The organism is Candidatus Allofournierella excrementavium, assembly GCF_048526665.1.
Taxonomy (GTDB): Bacteria; Bacillota; Clostridia; order Oscillospirales; family Ruminococcaceae; genus Allofournierella_A; species Allofournierella_A excrementavium.
Genome location: NZ_DBGFPE010000005.1, coordinates 120,983 through 138,715, shown reverse-complemented (window position 1 = coordinate 138,715; position 17,733 = coordinate 120,983). Strand labels below are relative to the sequence as shown.

The following is a 17,733-nucleotide window of genomic DNA, read 5'->3' as shown; positions in this document are numbered from 1 at the left end:
GTGAAGAAATGCAGACTTTGCAAATCCTCTTTCCGAAAAGGGAGGTCGGGCCATGGGGGCCGAACAGAGCGAACTTGTGTTTGAAACGGTGGCGCTGGCGGGAGAGATCCTCGTGTCCAGCGGGGCGGAAATTTTCCGCGTCACCGAGACGATGGAGCGCATCGCCGCGGCCTATGGCTGCGAGGGATTCGAGCCCTTTGTGCTGAGCAACGGCATCATGATGACCGCCAGCGACGGCCGCCAGCACTGCCTTGCCAAGGTGCGGCACATCCCCCTCTCCGGCAGCCGGCTGGACAAGGTGGACGCGGTGAACCAGCTCAGCCGGGAGATCGCCCAGGGGATGCACACCCCTGAAGAGGCCCATGCCCGCCTTCTGGAGATACAGGACATGCCCCGGCGGCCCCGCTGGCAGCAGGTGCTGGCCAGCGGCGTGGGCGCGGGGTCCTTCTGCTACATCTTCGGCGGCACCCTGGCGGACGGGGCCGCCGCCTTTGTGGCGGGGCTGGTGCTCTATCTCTATCTGCTGGTGGCGGTGCGGGGCCGGCTTTCCAAAATCGCCGCAAACATCACCGGCGGCGCGCTGGTGTGCGCGGTGGCCATCCTGCTCACCCGCCTGGGCCTCGGCAGCCAGCTGAGCATGGTCACGGTGGGCTCGCTGGTGCCCCTGCTGCCGGGCGTGGCCTTCACCAACGCCATCCGCGACATCGCCGACGAGGACTATATCTCCGGCGCGGTGCGCATGCTGGACGTGTTTCTGGTGGTGGTGTGCATGGCCTTTGGCGTGGGGCTTGTGATGGCCCTCTGGGCCGGGCTGGGAGGTGTGCTGGCATGACCGTGTGGCGTTTTTGTTCCGAAGTGTTTTTCGCGGGCCTGGGCACCATGGCCTTTTCCCTCATCTTCCATGTGCCCGCCCGCTACTATCCCCGCTGCGGCCTCACCGGGGCCGCCGGGTGGCTGGTGTTCATCGCCCTGCGCGGGCCCCTGGGCGCTTTAACGGCCACCTTCTTCGCCACCCTGGCGGTGGTGCTCATCAGCCGTTTTTCCTCGGTGCAGCTGCGCTGCCCGGTGACCATCTTCCTCATCTCCGGCATCTTTCCGCTGGTGCCGGGGCTTGGCATCTACCAGACGGCCTACGCCCTGGTGGAGGGAGACCTGGCCGGGGCCAGCCTCACCGGCTTTGAGACCGTGAAGCTGGCGGCGGCCATGGTGCTGGCCATTCTGGTGGGCTTTGAGGTGCCCGCCGGGTGGTTCGCCCGGATGGCTGCCCCCTTCCGCGGGCGCTGAAAAGGAGGCTATTTTCCATGTGGGTGCTGTGGGCGTTCGGCTCGGCGCTGTGCGCGGGGCTGTCCTCGGTGCTGGCCAAGTGCGGCGTGAAGCACACCGGTTCCACCCTGGCCACCGCTCTGCGCACCGTAGTGGTACTGGCCATGGCCTGGGCCGTGGTGTTTCTGGCGGGGGCGCAGGCGGGCGTTGCGGGCATCTCCCCCGCCGGGTGGGCCTTTCTGGTGCTCTCCGGCCTTGCCACCGGCGCGTCCTGGCTGTGCTACTTCAAGGCGCTGCAATTGGGAGACGTGAACCGGGTGGTGCCGGTGGACAAGCTGAGCACCGTACTTACCATCCTTTTGGCCTTCGCTTTCCTGGGCGAGGAGCCCAGCGGCCTTCGCCTTGTGTGCACGGCGGCCATCGGCGCGGGCAGCTGGCTGATGGCCTGGAAGCCCGGCGAACACGCCCCGCGGCCCGCGTCGGGCCACGGCTGGCTGTTCTATGCCCTGCTCTCGGCCTTTTTCGCCGCCCTCACCTCCATCCTGGCGAAGCTGGGCATGGCGGGCATCGACTCGAACCTGGGCACCGCCATCCGCACGGCGGTGGTGCTGGTGATGGCCTGGGCGGTGGCGCTGGCCACCAGCAAGACCAAAGGCCTGCGGGCCATGAGCGGCCGGGAGGGCTGGTTCATCGCCCTTTCCGGCCTTGCCACCGGCGGCTCCTGGCTGTGCTACTTCCGGGCGCTGCAGCTGGGCCCCGCCAGCGCGGTGGCCCCCATCGACAAACTGAGCATCCTGGTGACGGTGGCCTTCTCCCGGCTGGTGCTGGGCGAGCGGCTGGGCCGCCGGGCGGCGCTGGGCCTCGGGCTTTTGTGCGCCGGCACGCTGGGCATGCTGGCGGCGTGAGGGGCGCTATCTTTTTTGTGTGAGGTGTTGTTCATGGAGACGAACTGGCGGCAGACCGCCCGGTTTGCCTTCCGCCAGTCGCTGGGGGTGCTGTTCGGCTATGTGTTTCTGGGCACGGCCTTCGGCATCCTGCTGCGGCAGGCGGGGTTCGGGGCGCTGTGGTCCCTGGCCTTCAGCGGCCTTGTCTACGCGGGCAGCCTGCAGTTCGTGCTGGCGGGCTTTCTGGCCGCGCCCACGGCTCTGCCCACCGTGGCGCTGATGAGCCTGTTCATCAACGCGCGGCATCTGTTCTATGGGCTTTCCTTCATCGAGCGCTTCCGCTCCATGGGCAAAAAGCGCCCCTACATGATCTTCTCCCTCACCGACGAGACCTATTCCGTGCTCTGCGGCATGGATGAGGTGCCCGCCGGGGTGGACAAAAACGGCGCCATGTTCCTGGTGGCCCTGCTGGACCAGCTCTACTGGGTGGCGGGCAGCCTGCTGGGCACCTTTGCCGGCGGCCTGCCGCTAGACTTCACCGGCATCGACTTTTCCATGACGGCTTTGTTCCTTGTGATTTTTCTGGAGCAGTGGCGGGGGGCGAAAAGCCACCTGCCCGCCCTGCTGGGCCTGGGCTGCGGCGCGGTGTTCCTGCTGGCGCTGGGGCCGGACAACTTCCTGCTGCCCGCGCTCTGCACCACGGTGGCGGTGCTGCTGCTGGCGCGGCCGGTGCTGAACAGAGAAAAGGAGGCGGCGTGAAATGGAACTGTATCCCTTGTGGGTGCTGCTCATCGCCGCCGGGGTGACCCTGTTCACCCGGGCGCTGCCCTTCGCGGTGTTCGGCGGCAAGCGGGCCATGCCCGGTGCGGTGCGGTATCTGGGCGGAGTGCTGCCCGGGGCCATCATCGCCATTCTGGTGGTCTACTGCCTGAAGGGCCTGCCCGCCGCCGGAGGCATGGAGGCCGCCTTTCAGCTGGGGGCGCTGGCGGTGACGGCGGCGCTGCACCTGTGGCGGCGCAACACCCTTTTGAGCATTTTCGGGGGCACGGCGGTGTACATGCTGCTCATCCGGCTGCCTCTGTGAGAGAAAACAGGAAGGGCGGCCCCGCTTTTGCGGGGCCGCCCCTTTGTTATTTTCGTTTTCGCAGCAGGAAAAAGCCGGCCGCCAGCAGAGCCAGATACACCAGCCAGAAGGCGGCGCCGCGCAGCGCTTTGAAGGTCTCCCAGGGCATTTCCGTGTCCAGGAGGACAATAGCCGCCCGCGCTGTAAGAGAATACAGCGGCAGCGGCACGACGCCCGCCAGGTCCAGCCAGGCGGCCCAGAAGGGGCCCTTCTCCCCCGCCAGGGTCTGCCCGATGAAGTAGAGCGCCAGCCCCACCGCCTGGGCGGCAAAACCCGCACAGGCAGCGAAGGGGCGCAATTCCTGCCGGCCTGTGTGGGCAAGGAACAGCCCCGCGGCCACCAGGGCGGGCGAAGCCGCAAAGAGGATGCGCCCCGCCAGCTTTCGCCTTGCGGGCGCGGGCTCCTCCGCCGGGCGAACGCCCTTCAAAAGCCAGTCGGTGGTCACGCCGAACAATTCGCTGGCGGCCACGATCTTTTCCACGTCCGGCGAGCTCTGGCCGCTCTCCCATTTGGACACCGCCTGCCGGGAGACCCCCAGCCGCTCGGCCAGTTCCTCCTGGGACATGCCCTTTTCCTTTCGCAGCTGCTGCAGCCGCTGTGCTGTGTTCATGGGTCAGCGCCTCCTTTCGTTTCTCCCCCATCATAGCAGAAAGGGCGGTTGCGAAGCTACCCCCTTTGCCTGCCCTTTTGTCAACCGGCGGTTGCAATGCCGAAAAAAAGCGCCCGGGACCCATGGGTCCGGGCGCTTTTGCCTGTGTTTTTTTTACCGCTCCTCGCGGAAGTAGTTCACGCCGAGGCTGGCGGGGATGTGGGCGCCCTTGCTGCCCCGGATGCTGGTGATGACCAGGATGAGGGCAGTGATGAGGAAGGGCAGCATGTCGAAGAAGGCGTCGGGCCAGCCGGCCATGAAGCCCATCTTGTAGTATTTCAGCACCCGCAGCGCGCCGAACACGAAGGAGCCCAGGATGGCCACATGGGGCTTCCAGGCGGCGAAGATGACCAGGGCCACGGCGATCCAGCCCAGGCCGTTGACGCTGTTGGAGATCCACACGCCGCTGTTGATGATCATGGAGCAGTAGGCGCCGCCGATGCCGCAGATGCCGCCGCCCAAGAGGATGTTGATGTACTTCCAGCGGGTGACCTGGATGGAGGCGGCGTCCGCCGCGGCGGGGTTCTCGCCGATGGCCTGCACGTTCAGGCCGGTCTTGGTGCGGTAGAGGTAGAAGCCGCAGACGGCGGCCACCAGGATGCCGATGTAGACGAAGGGGTTGTAGCTGAACAGCAGCTCGCCCACCACCGGCAGGTCGCTCAGGCCCGGGATGGTTACGCTGCGCATCTGGGCGGTGACGTTCTCCGGCAGCTTGAGGGTGCTGGCGCCGCTCTTGTCCAGCATGTAAACGCCGATGAAGTTGGACAGGCCCACCCCGAAGATGGTCATGGTCAGGCCGGCCACGTTCTGGTTCGCCAGGAAAGTGACGGTGAGCACCGCGTAGATGAGGGCGCTGAGCACGCCCGCGGCAAAGGCCGCCAGCAGGGCCAGGGCGAAGTTGTCGGTGAGGTAGCCCGCCATGAAGCCGGCGCAGGCGCCGATGGCCATCATGCCCTCCACGCCCAGGTTCAGGTGGCCCACCTTTTCGTTGAGAATTTCGCCCACGGTGCCGAAGAGCAGCGGGGTGCCCGCGCCCACGGCGGCCACCAGGAATTTGATGAACAGGTCCATGACTCACTGGCCTCCTTTCGGCTGCTTTTTGCGCAAGGCGAAGCCGTAGCGCACGAAGAACTCACTGGCCAGAATGAAGAAGAGGATGACGCCCTGCAGCACGTCGGCGCTGTCGGCCGAGAGGCCGAACTCGCTCTGCACCACGCCGCTGCCCTTTTCCAGCACGCTGAACAGGAAGGAAACGACCAAGATCATGCCGGGGTTCAGCTGGCACAGCCAGGCCACGATGATGGCGGTGAAGCCCACGCCGCCGGCCACGCCCATGGAGAGGGTCATGTCGCTGCCGCCCACCTGGCACACGCCGGCGATGCCGGCGATGGCGCCGGAGAGGAACATGGTGCGCAGCACCACCTTTTTCACATGGATGCCGGCGTAGCGGGCGGTGTCCTGGCTTTCGCCCACCACGCTGATCTCGTAGCCCTGCTTGGTGTACTTCAGATACACCCAGACCAGCACCACCAGCACCAGCATGATGATCCAGCCGAAGTGCACGCCCAGCACCTTGTCCAGGCCGGCGTTTTTGTCAAAGCGGGCGATTTTGTTGAAGCCGTTGGCCCCTTCGTCCCGCCAGGGGCCGGACTGCAGCCAGGAGACGATGTGCAGCGCGATGTAGTTGAGCATCAGGGTGAACAGGGTCTCGTTGGTGTTCCAGCGGCTCTTGAACACCGCGGGCAGCAGGCCCCACAGGCCGCCGCCGATGGCGCCCGCCACGAACATCACCGCCAGCAGCAGCGGGTGGGGCCAGTCGGTGCAGAAGAGGGCGAACCAGCTGGCGAACACGCCGCCCATGATGAGCTGGCCCTCGCCGCCGATGTTCCAAAAGCGCATCTTGAAGGCCAGGGTCACGCCCAGGGCGCAGATGCACAGGGGGATGGTGTACTTGATGGTGGCCTGGATGGCCAGCGGGCTGCGGAACGCGCCCTTGACGATGGTGGCGTAGACCGCAAAGGGGTTCTGGCCGATGGCCAGGATGAAGATGCCGCCGGCCACAAGGCTCAGGGCCACCGCCGCAAGGCGCAGGGCCACCGTCTGGCGGCCCGAACGCTCGGCGTGCTTGACCGTGTGCAGCAGCGGCTCACAGTGGGTCTTGACAGTTGCAGGGGTGCTCATCGCTCCGCCGCCTCCTTCCGCTTTTCTTCCTCGCTCATTTCGCCGGTCATCATCAGACCGATCTGCTCCTTGGTGACCTCACCGGCCTTGACCACGCCGGTGACCTTGCCGTGGCAGAGCACCAGGATGCGGTCGCACAGTTCCAGCAGCACGTCCAGGTCCTCGCCGATGAACATCACCGCCACGCCCTTCTCCTTCTGCTTGTTCAAAAGGTCGTAGATGAGGTAGCTGGAGTTGATGTCCAGGCCGCGCACCGGGTAGGCGGTGATGAGAAGGTTCGGGTCGGATTCGATTTCCCGGCCCAGCAGCACCTTCTGCACGTTGCCGCCGCTCATCAGCCGCACCGGGGTCTCGATGCCCGGCGTGACGATGGACAGCTCTTCCACCAGCTTTTTGGCCAGCGCCCGGGCGGGGGCCCGGTCCACGAAGGGGCCCTTGCCGGAGCGGTAGCTTTTCAGCAGCATGTTGTCGGTCATGCCCATGCTGGCCACAAGGCCCATGCCCAGCCGGTCCTCGGGCACAAAGCTCATGGAGATGCCCAAATCGATGATGGCCTCGGGGCTCTTGCCCAGGATGTTCTCTTTTTTATAGAGCACCGCGCCCTTTTTGGCGGGCACAAGGCCGGCGATGCACTCGCACAGCTCCTTCTGGCCGCTGCCGGCAACGCCCGCCACGCCCAAAATCTCGCCGCTGTGGATGTGGAAGCTCACGTCGTCCAGGCCCAGGCTGCCGTCCGGCTTTTCCACCGTCAGGTCCACCACCTTCAGGATGGTGTGCACGTCTTTCGGCTCGGGGCGGCGGATGGCCAGGCTCACCGCGTGGCCCACCATCAGCTCGGTGAGGCGGTTCGTGTCCACTTCGGCGGTGGCCACGGTGTCCACGCTTTTGCCCTTGCGCAGGATGGTGACCCGGTCGCTGATGGCCAGCACCTCGTTCAGCTTGTGGGTGATGATGATGACCGCGCAGCCCTTGGCTTTCATCTGCCGCAGAATGTCGAAGAGCTTTTCGGTCTCCTGGGGGGTGAGCACGGCGGTGGGCTCGTCCAGGATCAGGATCTTCGCGCCCCGGTAGAGCACCTTCAGGATCTCCACCGTCTGCTTTTCGGAGACGCTCATCTCCCAGACGGGCTTTTCCGGGTCAATTTCCAGGCCGTAGGCCTCGCACAGGCCCTTCACCTCGGCCCGCAGGGCCTTGCGGGAGGGCATTTTGCCGGGCATGCCCAGCACGATGTTCTCCATGGCGGTGAACACCTCCACCAGCTTGAAGTGCTGGTGGATCATGCCGATGCCCAGGGCCCGGGCGTCCACGGGGGACGCGATGGACACCGGCTGGCCGTTCACGAAGATCTGGCCGGCGTCCGGGTGGTAGATGCCCGAAAGCATGTTCATCAATGTGGTCTTGCCGCTGCCGTTCTCGCCCAGCAGCGCCAGCACCTCGCCGTAGTTGACCTCCAGGTCGATGGCGTCGTTGGCCACCACGGAGCCGAAGGCCTTGGTGATGCCGCTGCACCGGATGGCGCACTGCATTTCTGCCATAAGTCCTTTTACCTCCTCGGGGTGATGTGAAGGGGGAAAACCGGAAAAAGGGCGGTCAGAGACCGCCCTTTTCTGAGCTTTGTAAAAGCCGGCCTTACAGAACATTCACGTTCTCGTAGTACCAGTTGCAGCTGCCGTAGTCGGCGCCCTCCAGGGTGTGGGCGTTGCCCTCGTTGTCCATGATCTCGGTGGCGCCGTCGAACACGTCCCACTCGCCGGAAATGATCTGGGCCTTGACTTCCTCCACCTTGGCGATCATCTCGTCGGTCACCAGGTCGGCGTTGAACTCGCCCAGGGTCACCAGGCCGTCGGCCATGTCGCCGAAGTAGTTGTCCACCTTCTCACCGGCCACCCAGGTGCCGTCGATGACGTTCTGCACGGCCTTGGTGTAGTAGACGCTCCAGTCCCACATCACGCTGGTGAGGGTGGCGCCGGGGGCGTCCTTGGTCATGTCGCTGTTGTAGCCCACGCCCCAAACGCCGTGCTCCTCGGCAGCGGTCTGGGGGTTGGGGGTGTCGCAGTGCTGGCCGATGACGTCGCAGCCCTCGGCGATCAGGCGCTCGGCGGCCTGCTTCTCGCCTTCGGGATCGAACCAGCTGTTGGTCACGCTCACGTAAACTTCAGCGTCGGGGTTCACGCTGGCCACGCCCATGGCAAAGGCGTTGCAGCCGCTGGTGACCTCGCCGTTCTCCTGGCCCATGGCGGCCACGTAGCCGATCTTGTTGGTCTCGGTCTTCATGCCGGCGATGATGCCGCTCAGGTAGCGGGCCTGATAGATGCGGCCGAAGTAGTTGTTGAAGTTGGTGCCGTTGGACTTGTAGCCGGTGCCGTGGCTGAAGATGACGTCGGGGAACTCCTCGGCCAGAGCCTCGCAGGTGTCCATATAGCCCCAGGAGGTGGCGAAGATGATGTTGCAGCCTTCCTCCACGCACTCGGTGATGGCGGTCTCCACGGCGGCGGCGTCGGTGTCGTCCACAGAGATCTTGCGCACGATCTGGTCATCGGCGAGGCCCAGGTTCTGCTGCATGCCGATGATGCCCTGGTCGTGGGTGTAGGTGTAGCCGCTGCCCTCGGCAGGGTCGGACAGGTGGATGACGCCCACCTTGATCTCGTCCTTGGGAATGCCGCCGGTGGCGGAGGCGGACTCGCTGGTGCCGGTGGAGGCGGAAGCGGGCTCGCTGGTGCTGGTGCCGGTGTCGCCGCCGCAGGCAGCGAGGCTCAGGACCATGGCGCCGGCCAGCAGGATGCTGAGAAGCTTTTTCATGTTCGGTTTCCCCCTGTTTTTATTGTTGCAAGAAAACAAGAAACGGGGTAAGCCGAAATACTTACCCCTGTTCGGAACACTATCATTTTAGCCCGGCTCGTTCACGATTTCAACACATTTCGCCAACTTCGGCGCTTTCGCCAACCGCGCGCCCCTTTTGCACAATGGTTTTTGTTCGTCTGCCCCAAAGAGAAAACCCGCACAGCGGCCTGCCGTGCGGGTTTGCGGGAACTTTGCCGTCGCAAAAGTATGACTTTTCACTTTCTGTCGATGCGGACGATAGTGCAAACGTCACGCGGGCCACCGGCGGCGGGACGCAAGCACCCAGGCCCCCATGGCAAGGCCCAGCGCAAAGAGCACCAGCTCCACCGCGAGGAGGCCGAACCCGGCCAGCAGCACCGCCAGCGAGTTGAACAGGGTGTGGGCGGCCACCGCCGCGAAGTACCAAAGGGACTTGCGCCGGATGACGGCGGTGAACACAAGGCTCGTGGCAAAGAGGTGGAAGAGCACCGCGCTCACCCGCTCCAGCAGGCCCAGGGCCACCACCGCAGGCGTGGCCGCCGCCAGCTGGCCGGCCACCAGTTCCAGGGTGGCGCTGTCCGCCCCGGCCAGCAGCACGCCCAGGGGGCCGCCGGGGTCGGAGAGAGCGGCCATCAGCAGCAGGTTGTTCACGTGGGTCATGCCCACGATGAGCATCACCTCGCACAGGCCGTGGCCCAGGCCGAAGCTGACCATGTCCTTCCAGGTGCGGTAGTTTTTCAGGATGGCCGCGCCGCCCAGGCGGGCGGTCTCCTCAAAGAGGCCGGCGGACAGCCCGCCCACCACCACCGCATAGAGCACGGTGTTGGCGGCGATGTCGTTCAGCGCGCCGGCGGCGCTGAGCAGCTGCAAAAGGGGGATGCGCAGCACCATCTGGCTGACGAAAAAGCTGACAAAGCCCAGCGCCAGCGGCGCGAGGCGTATCTTTTTCATCACGGCCAGCACGATGAGCAGCACCACCGGCAGCACCAGGGTGCAGAAGGCGGCCGCGGCGAAGGAGGCCACCTGCACGCCGGAAAAGACAAAGCTCATGGCGTTTTTCTCCCTTCGCTCAGTCGATGAACTTGACGGCGGTGCCGTAGGCGATGCACTCGGCCGCGCCTTGCATCCCGCTGGAAGAAGCGTAGCGCATGGCCACCACGGCGTCCGCCCCCAGGGCCTCGGCCTCCGCCGCCATGCGGCCGGAAGCGATCTGCCGCGCCTCGCCCAACATCTCGGTGTAGGCGGTGATCTCGCCGCCCACCAGGGTCTTCATGGCGCTCATGAAGTCCTTGCCGAAGTTCTTGCTCTGCACCACGTTGCCCTTCACAACGCCCAGCACCTCATAGCGGCGGCCGGGGGTATTCTCAGTAGTTACGATAAGCATCCTCTTCACCCTTTCTGATTTCTTTCAGCCGCTGGCGCAGCGCCAGCAGCGCGCCCGCCACGAACACCAGCGGCCAGCCCGCCAGCAGAAACGCCACCGGCAGGGGCACCGGGTCCACGGTGAGAGCCCACACCATCAGCCCCTCCACCATGGCCATCAGGCCGATGAACACCAGGGCGGAAATCCAGGCTCCGTGGGCTTTCTTTTTGCGGTCGGTCTTTTGAATGTCGATAAAGCGGACCCCCTTTTGTTCCAGACGTGCCACCTCCGCCAGCGCGGCCTCCGGGTCCAGCGCGGCCAGCAGGCCGGGCGCTTTTGCCAGTTCGGCGCAGAGGCGGCGGGCGGTGTCCAGATTTTTCTGGCGGCTCTCCAGCGTGACCAGATGGCGGCGCATCCCCTCGTCCAGGGTCAGCGTGCCCGCCAGCATGGCCTTTATCTCCTCCAGCGGCACGTCCAGCTTGCGCAGAAGCTTGATGCGCCGCAGGGTGGAAAGCTCGCCCTCGTCGTAGTCGCGGTAGCCGTTGCCGGCCTGCCGCCGGGGGGCCAGAAGGCCCTCCTTTTCATAAAAGCGGATGTTCTTGGCGGAAAGGCCCACCCGGGCCTCCACCTCCTTGATGCGCAACCCTTTCTCTCCCCCTTTCGCCCTCAGTGTAAACCATCCACAAAGGGGAAGGTCAATCCCTTTTTGCAAAAAAATGCGGGCCCGACCGGGCGCGGGGATGCGCCCATGCCCGCGGCCCGCCTTTCGTTTTAGAAATAGCTGCGGATCTGGAACTTGTCGCCAGTGTCCACTTTTTCCTCGATGAGGGTGGTGTGGCTCTCGTCCCAGTGCACCGGGGTGGCCTTGCTGCGGGTCAGGCGCAGCAGTTCGTCCACCCGCTTTTTCTCGCTGGCATCGTACAGCAGGTAGGACACGCCCTCCTTCTTGGCGCGGCCGGTGCGGCCGATGCGGTGGGTGTAGTACTCGTTGGAGGAGGGCACCTCGTAGTTGATGACCGCGTCCACGTCCTCCACGTCGATGCCCCGGGCGGCCACGTCGGTGGCCACCAGCACGGCGATCTTGCCCTCACGGAAGGCGGCCATGATCTTGTTGCGCTCGCCCTGGGAGAGGTCGCCGTGGAGGCAGTCGGTGACGAAGTGGAGGCGCGCCAGCTGGTTGGTGAGGGTGGCGGTGGTGAACTTGGTGTTGCAGAACACCATCACCCGCTTGTAGCCGCCGGAGATGATGATCTGGGCCACGTCCGCCAGCTTGGAGCGGCCGGTGGTGCACAGGGTGTACTGGGTGATCTTGGGCTGGCTGGCCTGCACCGGCTGGACGATAATTTCTTCCGCGTCCCGCTGGTAGAGCCAGCCGATGTCCATCACCTCGCGGCTGATGGTGGCGCTGAACATGCACAGGCTCTTGCGGGCCTTCATCGCGTCGATGATTTTGCGCACGTCCTTGTAAAAGCCCATGTTCAGCATCTCGTCCGCCTCGTCCAGCACGATGCTGGTGACGGCGCTCACGTCGATGCTCTTGTGGCGCATGTGGTCCATCAGGCGGCCGGGGGTGGCCACCACGATCTGGCAGCCCTTTTTCAGGCGGTTGGCCTGCTTTTGCATGTCCGCCCCGCCGTAGACGCAGACGGTGCGCACGTCGGGCAGAAAGTGGGTCAGGTCCTCCAGGTCTCCGGCGATCTGCTGGGCCAGCTCACGGGTGGGGGCCAGGATGACCGCCTGGGGCAGCGGGCGGGAGGGGTCGATGCGCTCGATGATGGGGATGCCGAAGGCGCAGGTCTTGCCGGTGCCGGTGGGGGCCTTGGCAATGACGTCGTGGCCCGCCATCATCACGGGGATGGTCTTTTCCTGCACTTCGGTCATCTCGGTGAAGCCCATGCGCTCCACCGCCTGCAAAATCTCCGGCCGCACGCCGGTGAGGTCTTTGTACAGCATAGTTTTTCTCCGTTCTGTGCCCCGCCCCAGCCGCGCGCCGGGCCGCGGGGTCCTTTATTTTATGTTCAACAGGGGTATTATACCACAAAGAGACCCTTGCAGAAAGGCCCTTTTGCGGCTTTTGCTTTGCGCCGGCGGCGCGGATGTGGTATAGTGAAGGGCAGACAAAGGGCAAAGGAGGCGTTCGGTTTTGTACGACGAGCTGACCGAAGTGGACATCAAAAAGATGCAGGAGGAGATAGACCACCGCATTCTGGTGCTGCGCCCCCAGTACATCAAGGACGTGCAGGAGGCCCGGGCCTTTGGCGATTTGAGCGAGAACTTTGAATACAAAGAGGCCAAGCGCCAGAAAAACCGCAACGAGAGCCGCATTCGCTACCTGCAGCGGATGATACGCACCGCCCGGGTGGTGAAGACCGACCACGCCGAGGGCCGGGTGGGCCTGTTCGACTATGTGACCCTGTATCTGCCCGAGGACGACGAGGAGATGGAGGTGCATCTGGTGACCACCCTGCGGGTGGACGCGGGCGGCGGCCACATCAGCCGCCAGTCGCCCCTGGGCCGGGCCATCTTCGGCCGCAAGGTGGGCGACACGGTGACGGTGCAGGTGAACGCCGACGTTTCCTACCCGGTGACCATCCGCGGCATCCGCCCCGGCACCGACGACGAAAACCTGCCCATCAGCCAGTACTGATTGCCCCCGGCCCGCCGGTGTGGTATACTGACGGTACATACCAAAAATACAAAGCGGGCGGCCCTGCCGCCCGGGAACGGAGTGACAAATATGGTTCGCATCACCATGCAGGACGGCGGCGTCATCGACCTGGAGCTGGACGCGCAGGCCGCCCCCATCACCGTGGAGAATTTCCTCAAGCTGGTCAAGGACGGCTTTTATGACGGGCTGACCTTCCACCGCATCATCCCCGGCTTCATGATCCAGGGCGGCTGCCCGGACGGCACCGGCATGGGCGGCCCCGGCTGGCACATCAAGGGCGAGTTTGCCCGCAACGGCGTGCCCAACCCCATCAAGCACACCCGGGGCGTCATCAGCATGGCCCGCGCCATGGACCCCAACAGCGCCGGCAGCCAGTTCTTCATCATGCATGAGGACGCGCCCCACCTGGACGGCGGCTACGCCGCCTTCGGCCATGTGGTGGCCGGCATGGACGTGGTGGACCGCATCGCCCAAGTTGCCACCGACTACAACGACCGTCCCCTCACCCCTGTGGTGATGGAGAGCGTGCGGGTGGTGGAGGAATGATCGCCAAGGCTAAGGCGCTGCTTTTGAAGTACCGCGAGGGCATCGCCTATCTGTTCTTCGGCGGGCTTGCCACCCTGCTCAACATCGTGCTGGCCATGGTGTTCCGCTTTTTGGGCCTGCCCACCACCGTGAACACCGTGCTGGACAACATCCTGTGCATCCTCTTCGCCTATGTCACCAACCGGCTGTGGGTGTTCTGCAGCAGCGCCAAAGGCATGGCCGCGGTGCGGGAGTTCGTTTCCTTCGTCACCTGCCGCCTGGGCACCCTGGTGCTGGACGTGGCGGTGATGTGGCTGGGCGCGGACCTGCTGGGCCCGATGCTCATCGCCCCCGAGCGCCAGAATCTCTGGTTCTTGGGCGTGAAGGTGTTCTCCAACGTGATGGTCATCGTGGCGAACTACGTTTTTTCCAAACTCATCATCTTTAAAAAGAAGGGCTGAAAGCCGGGGTGGCATAAGAAAACGGCGGTTTTGCCTGAGGATTTTGGCGCATAAAACACGCAGAGCGGCCCCCAAGCCACCAAGGCTTGCGGGGCCGCTCTGCGTGCTTTCTTCATCCAAAATCCTGGGGCGCGGGCTGCGGGCGCAACAAAGATGCGCCCGCTCTGCTTTGCAGACCGCCCAGCCGGTCCAAGGCCCCGCCGGGGCCTTGGCCGCTTCGCGGACCCGGACTGCTCCGCACCAGGAAATGGGCGATTTTGATGGGAGCGCAAGGAAAAGCGCCGCAGGGCTGCGGGCGCGACGAGGGTGCGCCCGCTCCGCTTTGTGGACCGCCCTGCCGGTCGAAGGCCCCACCGGGGCCTTCGCGGCTTTGCCGCCCCGGCACCCTTGGTGGTTGTCAAGGCGCTTTGACGCCGCGATACCGCAAAATCGCCCTTTTCCCGGCGCCGTTTTCTTACGGCACCCCGGCTAACGCCCCGCCTTTTCCCTCCCCGGCTGCGGGGAGGGATTTTTTGCGCCCGCCCCCGCTTTTGCGCCCTTGCCCCGCCGGCCCTCGTCCCTCGCTTTTTGCATCTTTTGCTTTGCCGCCCCTCACGCGCCCTCACCGCCCGCTTTCCCGCCCCCTTCCCCGCCGCCCGGCGAGGGGGTTTTATTTTTCGCAATATGCTATTGACATCCAATATTATATCAGATATAATATTGCCATAATCACAAAGGAGGCGATGGCATGGCGTTCAACACAGGGGCAGCTCTGCTGGACGCGCTGGTGCTGAGCACTGCCGAGCGGGAACCCACCTACGGCTACCGCATCACCCAGCAGGTGCGCCAGATCATGATGGTCAGCGAGAGCACCCTTTACCCGGTGCTGCGCCGGCTGCAGAAGGAAGGCCATCTGGAGACCTACGACCAGGAGTTCGCCGGGCGCAACCGGCGCTATTACCGGCTGACGCCCTCCGGCGCCGAAACGCTGGCAAAGCTGCGGACGGAATGGGTGGAATACCGGCAGGCGATCGACGCAATGCTATTGAACGAGGGGGATGCACAATGACCCGTGAAGAATTTTTGCGGCGGCTGAACGAGCTGCTGAGCGACGTGACGGATGAGGAGCGGGCCGAGGCCATCCGTTTTTACGAGGAATATCTGGATGACGCCGGCCCGGAGCAGGAGGCTCAGGTGCTGGCGGAACTGGGCAGTCCGGAAAAGGTGGCGGCCATCATCCGGGCCAACGTGCCCGGCAGCCGGGTGCAGCAGGGACCCGCGGCGCAGGAAGCGCAAGCAGCGGGCCCCGCGGGCGCCGGCGCGCCGCCGGCTTCTTCCGCCGCGGCGGGGGCTTCCATTCCCCTGCCGCCCTATGCGCGGCCCGGCGCGGCGCAGCCTGCGCCGCCCCGCAAGGGCATGAGCGACCGCACCATCCTGCTCATCATTTTGGCGGTGGTGCTGTTCCCGCTGTGGATCGGCCTGGCGGGCGCCGTTTTCGGCGTGCTGATGGGCATCGTGGGCGCGGCCTTCGGCTTCTTCTTCGGGGGCGTGGGCACCGTTATCGGCATCGTGACGGTGCTGGTGGCCAACACCCCCGCCGCCTTTGCCGCCGGCTGGCCCACAGGGCTGTTCATGGTGGGCCTGTGTCTGCTGGGGCTGGCGCTGGGCGTCGCCCTCATCACGGCGGCGGTGTGGCTGGTGGCCTGGCTGCTGCCGGCGTGCTGGCGGCTGGCAAAGCGGGCCTGGCGGGCCCTGACCGGGAAAAAGGAGGCTTAAGGGATGAAAGGCATTCTGAAGGTTTTTGCCGTGGCCGTCGCGGTGGCGGTGCTGGGCCTTACTTTGATGCTGATGGGCTATGCCACCGGCGGCCCGGATGCGGCGCGGCAGGCGATGAACTACACCAATCTTTCCCAGCGCCACTACCACGGCTGGGTGCCCGGCTGGCTGGAGCGGGCTTTGGGCTGGGCCGATGACGCGGAGCACTGGGCCGAGGACTTTGAAGACGATATGGACGATTGGGCCAATGATTTCGAGGACGACATGAACGACTGGGCCGACGACTTTGAGGACGATGTGGACCGCTGGACCGACGGCGTGGAAAACTGGGCCGACGGCGTGGCCGCCCGCCACCGCTTTGGCTGGGGCCCCGGCATCTGCCTGTTCTGACCCGGCAGCAAGGAGGAAACAATGGAACCGAAACGGCTTTACAAAGGGCGTGAAAAGATGCTGTGCGGCGTGTGCAGCGGCATCGCCGAGTACTTCAACCTGGACCCCACGCTGGTGCGTCTTGCCGCCGTGGCCCTGACCATCTGGTGGGGCAGCGGCCTGATCGCCTACATCGTGGCGGCCATCATCATGCCCGAACCGCCCTATAACAGCTGAAAAAGAGAACTCCCCCGCCCGGGGTCCGGGCGGGGGAGTTTTTTCAGTTGAACGCTTCCTCAAAGGGGATGCAGTATCCTTCGGGCAGGGCGCTGACGGTGTAGCTCACGTACACATTGCCCTCGGCGTTTTCATAAAAGGCATCTTCGGGGGTCAGGTCCGTTTTCAGCCAGAAGCGGTAGACCGGCTGGATGTAGGGATTCATGCTGCTCTGGGCGTACTCCAGCTGCCAGCCCTCCACCTGCTCCACCGACAGGTCGTATTCCCGCATGCCGCTGGCCTGCTCCTCGTCCAGCACCGTTTGCAGGGCGGCCTTTGCCTCCTCGGGGGTGCGCAGGGGGTAGTCGCCCACCGTTTCGCTCTCGGGCGGGAAGGTCAGGTTGAAATGGCACAGTTCGCCGGTACCGTCCAGATTCCCCTTCACCCGTCGGAAGCTGTAATTGAGGAGGCGTTCGGTCACCGTGGCGCCTCCGGCCTCAAAGCAGAAGTGCTGAAAACAGTTCTCCTCGCCGTAATAGTTGACATCGGTGCACAGCTCGTATCCGGGCGTTTCAATGCCCGCCAGCTCCCCGAACAGGGCCAGGGCCGCCTCGTCCCCCGCCCGGGGGTCGCCCAACGTTCCATCCCCGTCCCGGAAGGCGTTGACCGTGGTGCCGGACGCGGAAACGCTCCACACCTTTGCCTTGGAGGGGTCCTCCTGCTCATAGAGGGGGCGTTCCGGGTCCCAGTGCTCCGGGTCCATCAGGTCGCCAAAGGCGCTGTAAGGCCAGAGGTCCGGGCTGGGGTAGCCGGTGGGGGCCTCCTCTTCCTCGTCCAGCACAAGGGGCAGGCCCAGCGCGTCGGCGGTGCGGTCCAGCAGGCCGGTGAGGGGGCCGGCGTGTTCGCCGTTCTGGGCGTGCCACACCGGCAGGGTGGCGGGCAGCTGGTTGGCTGTGATGTTCCAGGTGGGGTTATTTCCCCGGATGTCGTCCAGGCGTTCGGCCACGAAGGTCACCCCGCCGCCCATGCCGGCGGAGTCATCCCCCAGCACCAGCACCGGCAGGCCCTCGTACTCGCCCAAATCAAAATCCCGGGGAGCGGCGGGCGCGCCCTTGGCCTGCATTCCGTCCTGCATATTCTCCTCCGCCATGGCGGCCTCGGAGGTGGCGGCTTCGTCTTGTGCGGCGGCGCTGTACAGCATAGCGGTCTGGGGCGCGGTGCCGCCGGAGGCGGCAAACAGCCCGCTGCGCAGCGCCGCGGGCACCGCCATCAGGGCCACCGCGGCGGCCGCGGCCAGGGGAACGCCCACCTTTTTGGCCACCCGCAGCCGGGGGGCGGCCTTGGGTCTTTCCTGCTGGGCGCGGGCGGCGGCCATCTTTTGCAGGGTGGCGGCCTTCCAGTCCTCGCTGGGAGCGACCTTGTCCATGGCGCTCTGATAGTCTTTGTGGTCGGGCAT

22 protein-coding genes are annotated in these 17,733 nt (G+C 65.2%); 12 read left to right on the top strand and 10 right to left on the bottom strand.

What is annotated here, in order from left to right:
- Nucleotides 1-52 precede the first annotated feature (52 nt).
- From ACMI1Q_RS01565 to ACMI1Q_RS01545, 5 genes are read left to right on the top strand one after another with little or no spacing between them, the layout of a single operon-like run.
- Complete coding sequence (locus tag ACMI1Q_RS01565) at nucleotides 53-832, top strand: threonine/serine exporter family protein (protein ID WP_177521993.1); 780 nt, start codon at nucleotides 53-55, stop codon at nucleotides 830-832.
- The gene (locus tag ACMI1Q_RS01560) at nucleotides 829-1,284 is read left to right on the top strand and encodes a threonine/serine exporter family protein (protein WP_419067529.1); all 456 of its coding nucleotides are present in this window, start codon (nucleotides 829-831) and stop codon (nucleotides 1,282-1,284) included. Before ACMI1Q_RS01565 ends, ACMI1Q_RS01560 begins: the two co-directional genes overlap by 4 nt.
- Nucleotides 1,285-1,301: 17 nt before the next feature.
- Nucleotides 1,302-2,168: an EamA family transporter gene (locus ACMI1Q_RS01555; protein ID WP_419502562.1), complete on the top strand. Its 867-nt coding sequence runs from the start codon at nucleotides 1,302-1,304 to the stop codon at nucleotides 2,166-2,168.
- 33 nt (nucleotides 2,169-2,201) lie between these two features.
- A complete protein-coding gene (locus ACMI1Q_RS01550) occupies nucleotides 2,202-2,906 on the top strand; it encodes an AzlC family ABC transporter permease (RefSeq protein WP_177521990.1) in 705 nt (234 codons plus the stop codon).
- A gap of 1 nt (nucleotide 2,907) precedes the next feature.
- Complete coding sequence (locus ACMI1Q_RS01545) at nucleotides 2,908-3,231, top strand: branched-chain amino acid transporter permease (RefSeq protein WP_177521989.1); 324 nt, start codon at nucleotides 2,908-2,910, stop codon at nucleotides 3,229-3,231.
- Nucleotides 3,232-3,277: 46 nt separating this feature from the next.
- On the opposite strand, the gene ACMI1Q_RS01540 is transcribed toward ACMI1Q_RS01545, so the two are convergent.
- The 9 genes from ACMI1Q_RS01540 to ACMI1Q_RS01500 all read right to left on the bottom strand — a co-directional run bounded on the left by ACMI1Q_RS01540 (nucleotide 3,278) and on the right by ACMI1Q_RS01500 (nucleotide 12,236).
- Complete coding sequence (locus tag ACMI1Q_RS01540; protein WP_419502561.1) at nucleotides 3,278-3,880, bottom strand: helix-turn-helix domain-containing protein; 603 nt, start codon at nucleotides 3,878-3,880, stop codon at nucleotides 3,278-3,280.
- A 153-nt stretch (nucleotides 3,881-4,033) separates the two neighbouring features.
- Nucleotides 4,034-4,990, bottom strand: a complete 957-nt coding sequence (locus ACMI1Q_RS01535) for an ABC transporter permease (RefSeq protein ID WP_330056685.1) — start codon at nucleotides 4,988-4,990, stop codon at nucleotides 4,034-4,036.
- Between the two features lie 3 nt (nucleotides 4,991-4,993).
- Nucleotides 4,994-6,100 carry an ABC transporter permease gene (locus ACMI1Q_RS01530; protein WP_419502560.1) on the bottom strand — a complete coding sequence of 369 codons (1,107 nt, stop codon included), beginning with the start codon at nucleotides 6,098-6,100 and terminating at the stop codon, nucleotides 4,994-4,996.
- Nucleotides 6,097-7,635 carry an ABC transporter ATP-binding protein gene (locus ACMI1Q_RS01525; protein WP_419502559.1) on the bottom strand — a complete coding sequence of 513 codons (1,539 nt, stop codon included), beginning with the start codon at nucleotides 7,633-7,635 and terminating at the stop codon, nucleotides 6,097-6,099. The genes ACMI1Q_RS01530 and ACMI1Q_RS01525 overlap by 4 nt, the downstream gene beginning before the upstream one ends.
- 94 nt (nucleotides 7,636-7,729) lie before the next feature.
- A complete protein-coding gene (locus ACMI1Q_RS01520) occupies nucleotides 7,730-8,899 on the bottom strand; it encodes a BMP family ABC transporter substrate-binding protein (RefSeq protein WP_419502558.1) in 1,170 nt (389 codons plus the stop codon).
- A gap of 291 nt (nucleotides 8,900-9,190) precedes the next feature.
- On the bottom strand, nucleotides 9,191-9,970 hold the full coding sequence (locus tag ACMI1Q_RS01515) for a YhfC family glutamic-type intramembrane protease (RefSeq protein WP_419502557.1): 780 nt from the start codon (nucleotides 9,968-9,970) through the stop codon (nucleotides 9,191-9,193).
- A gap of 19 nt (nucleotides 9,971-9,989) precedes the next feature.
- Nucleotides 9,990-10,304 (bottom strand): heavy metal-binding domain-containing protein, encoded by a 315-nt coding sequence (locus ACMI1Q_RS01510; protein WP_419502556.1) that lies wholly within the window; start codon nucleotides 10,302-10,304, stop codon nucleotides 9,990-9,992.
- Entirely contained in the window at nucleotides 10,285-10,926 is a 642-nt protein-coding gene (locus ACMI1Q_RS01505; protein ID WP_419502555.1) for a MerR family transcriptional regulator, read from the bottom strand. Before ACMI1Q_RS01505 ends, ACMI1Q_RS01510 begins: the two co-directional genes overlap by 20 nt.
- A gap of 128 nt (nucleotides 10,927-11,054) precedes the next feature.
- Nucleotides 11,055-12,236, bottom strand: coding sequence for a DEAD/DEAH box helicase (locus tag ACMI1Q_RS01500; protein WP_177522023.1), 1,182 nt, complete (start codon nucleotides 12,234-12,236; stop codon nucleotides 11,055-11,057).
- Between the two features lie 190 nt (nucleotides 12,237-12,426).
- On the opposite strand from ACMI1Q_RS01500, the gene ACMI1Q_RS01495 reads away from it, so the two are divergent.
- The 7 genes from ACMI1Q_RS01495 (at nucleotide 12,427) to ACMI1Q_RS01465 (ending at nucleotide 16,298) form a co-directional block, all read left to right on the top strand.
- Entirely contained in the window at nucleotides 12,427-12,930 is a 504-nt protein-coding gene (locus tag ACMI1Q_RS01495) for a GreA/GreB family elongation factor (protein ID WP_177522024.1), read from the top strand.
- A 90-nt stretch (nucleotides 12,931-13,020) separates the two neighbouring features.
- Nucleotides 13,021-13,497 (top strand): peptidylprolyl isomerase, encoded by a 477-nt coding sequence (locus tag ACMI1Q_RS01490; RefSeq protein WP_419067290.1) that lies wholly within the window; start codon nucleotides 13,021-13,023, stop codon nucleotides 13,495-13,497.
- A complete protein-coding gene (locus ACMI1Q_RS01485; RefSeq protein ID WP_419502554.1) occupies nucleotides 13,494-13,937 on the top strand; it encodes a GtrA family protein in 444 nt (147 codons plus the stop codon). Before ACMI1Q_RS01490 ends, ACMI1Q_RS01485 begins: the two co-directional genes overlap by 4 nt.
- Nucleotides 13,938-14,664: 727 nt before the next feature.
- Nucleotides 14,665-14,985 carry a PadR family transcriptional regulator gene (locus ACMI1Q_RS01480; RefSeq protein ID WP_394979731.1) on the top strand — a complete coding sequence of 107 codons (321 nt, stop codon included), beginning with the start codon at nucleotides 14,665-14,667 and terminating at the stop codon, nucleotides 14,983-14,985.
- Entirely contained in the window at nucleotides 14,982-15,692 is a 711-nt protein-coding gene (locus ACMI1Q_RS01475; RefSeq protein ID WP_419502553.1) for a DUF1700 domain-containing protein, read from the top strand. The genes ACMI1Q_RS01480 and ACMI1Q_RS01475 overlap by 4 nt, the downstream gene beginning before the upstream one ends.
- A 3-nt stretch (nucleotides 15,693-15,695) precedes the next feature.
- A complete protein-coding gene (locus ACMI1Q_RS01470) occupies nucleotides 15,696-16,082 on the top strand; it encodes a hypothetical protein (RefSeq protein WP_419502552.1) in 387 nt (128 codons plus the stop codon).
- Between the two features lie 21 nt (nucleotides 16,083-16,103).
- Nucleotides 16,104-16,298 carry a PspC domain-containing protein gene (locus ACMI1Q_RS01465; protein ID WP_419502551.1) on the top strand — a complete coding sequence of 65 codons (195 nt, stop codon included), beginning with the start codon at nucleotides 16,104-16,106 and terminating at the stop codon, nucleotides 16,296-16,298.
- A 43-nt stretch (nucleotides 16,299-16,341) separates the two neighbouring features.
- Here ACMI1Q_RS01465 and ACMI1Q_RS01460 read toward each other — a convergent pair whose 3' ends face one another.
- Nucleotides 16,342-17,733, bottom strand: a complete 1,392-nt coding sequence (locus ACMI1Q_RS01460; protein WP_419502550.1) for a hypothetical protein — start codon at nucleotides 17,731-17,733, stop codon at nucleotides 16,342-16,344.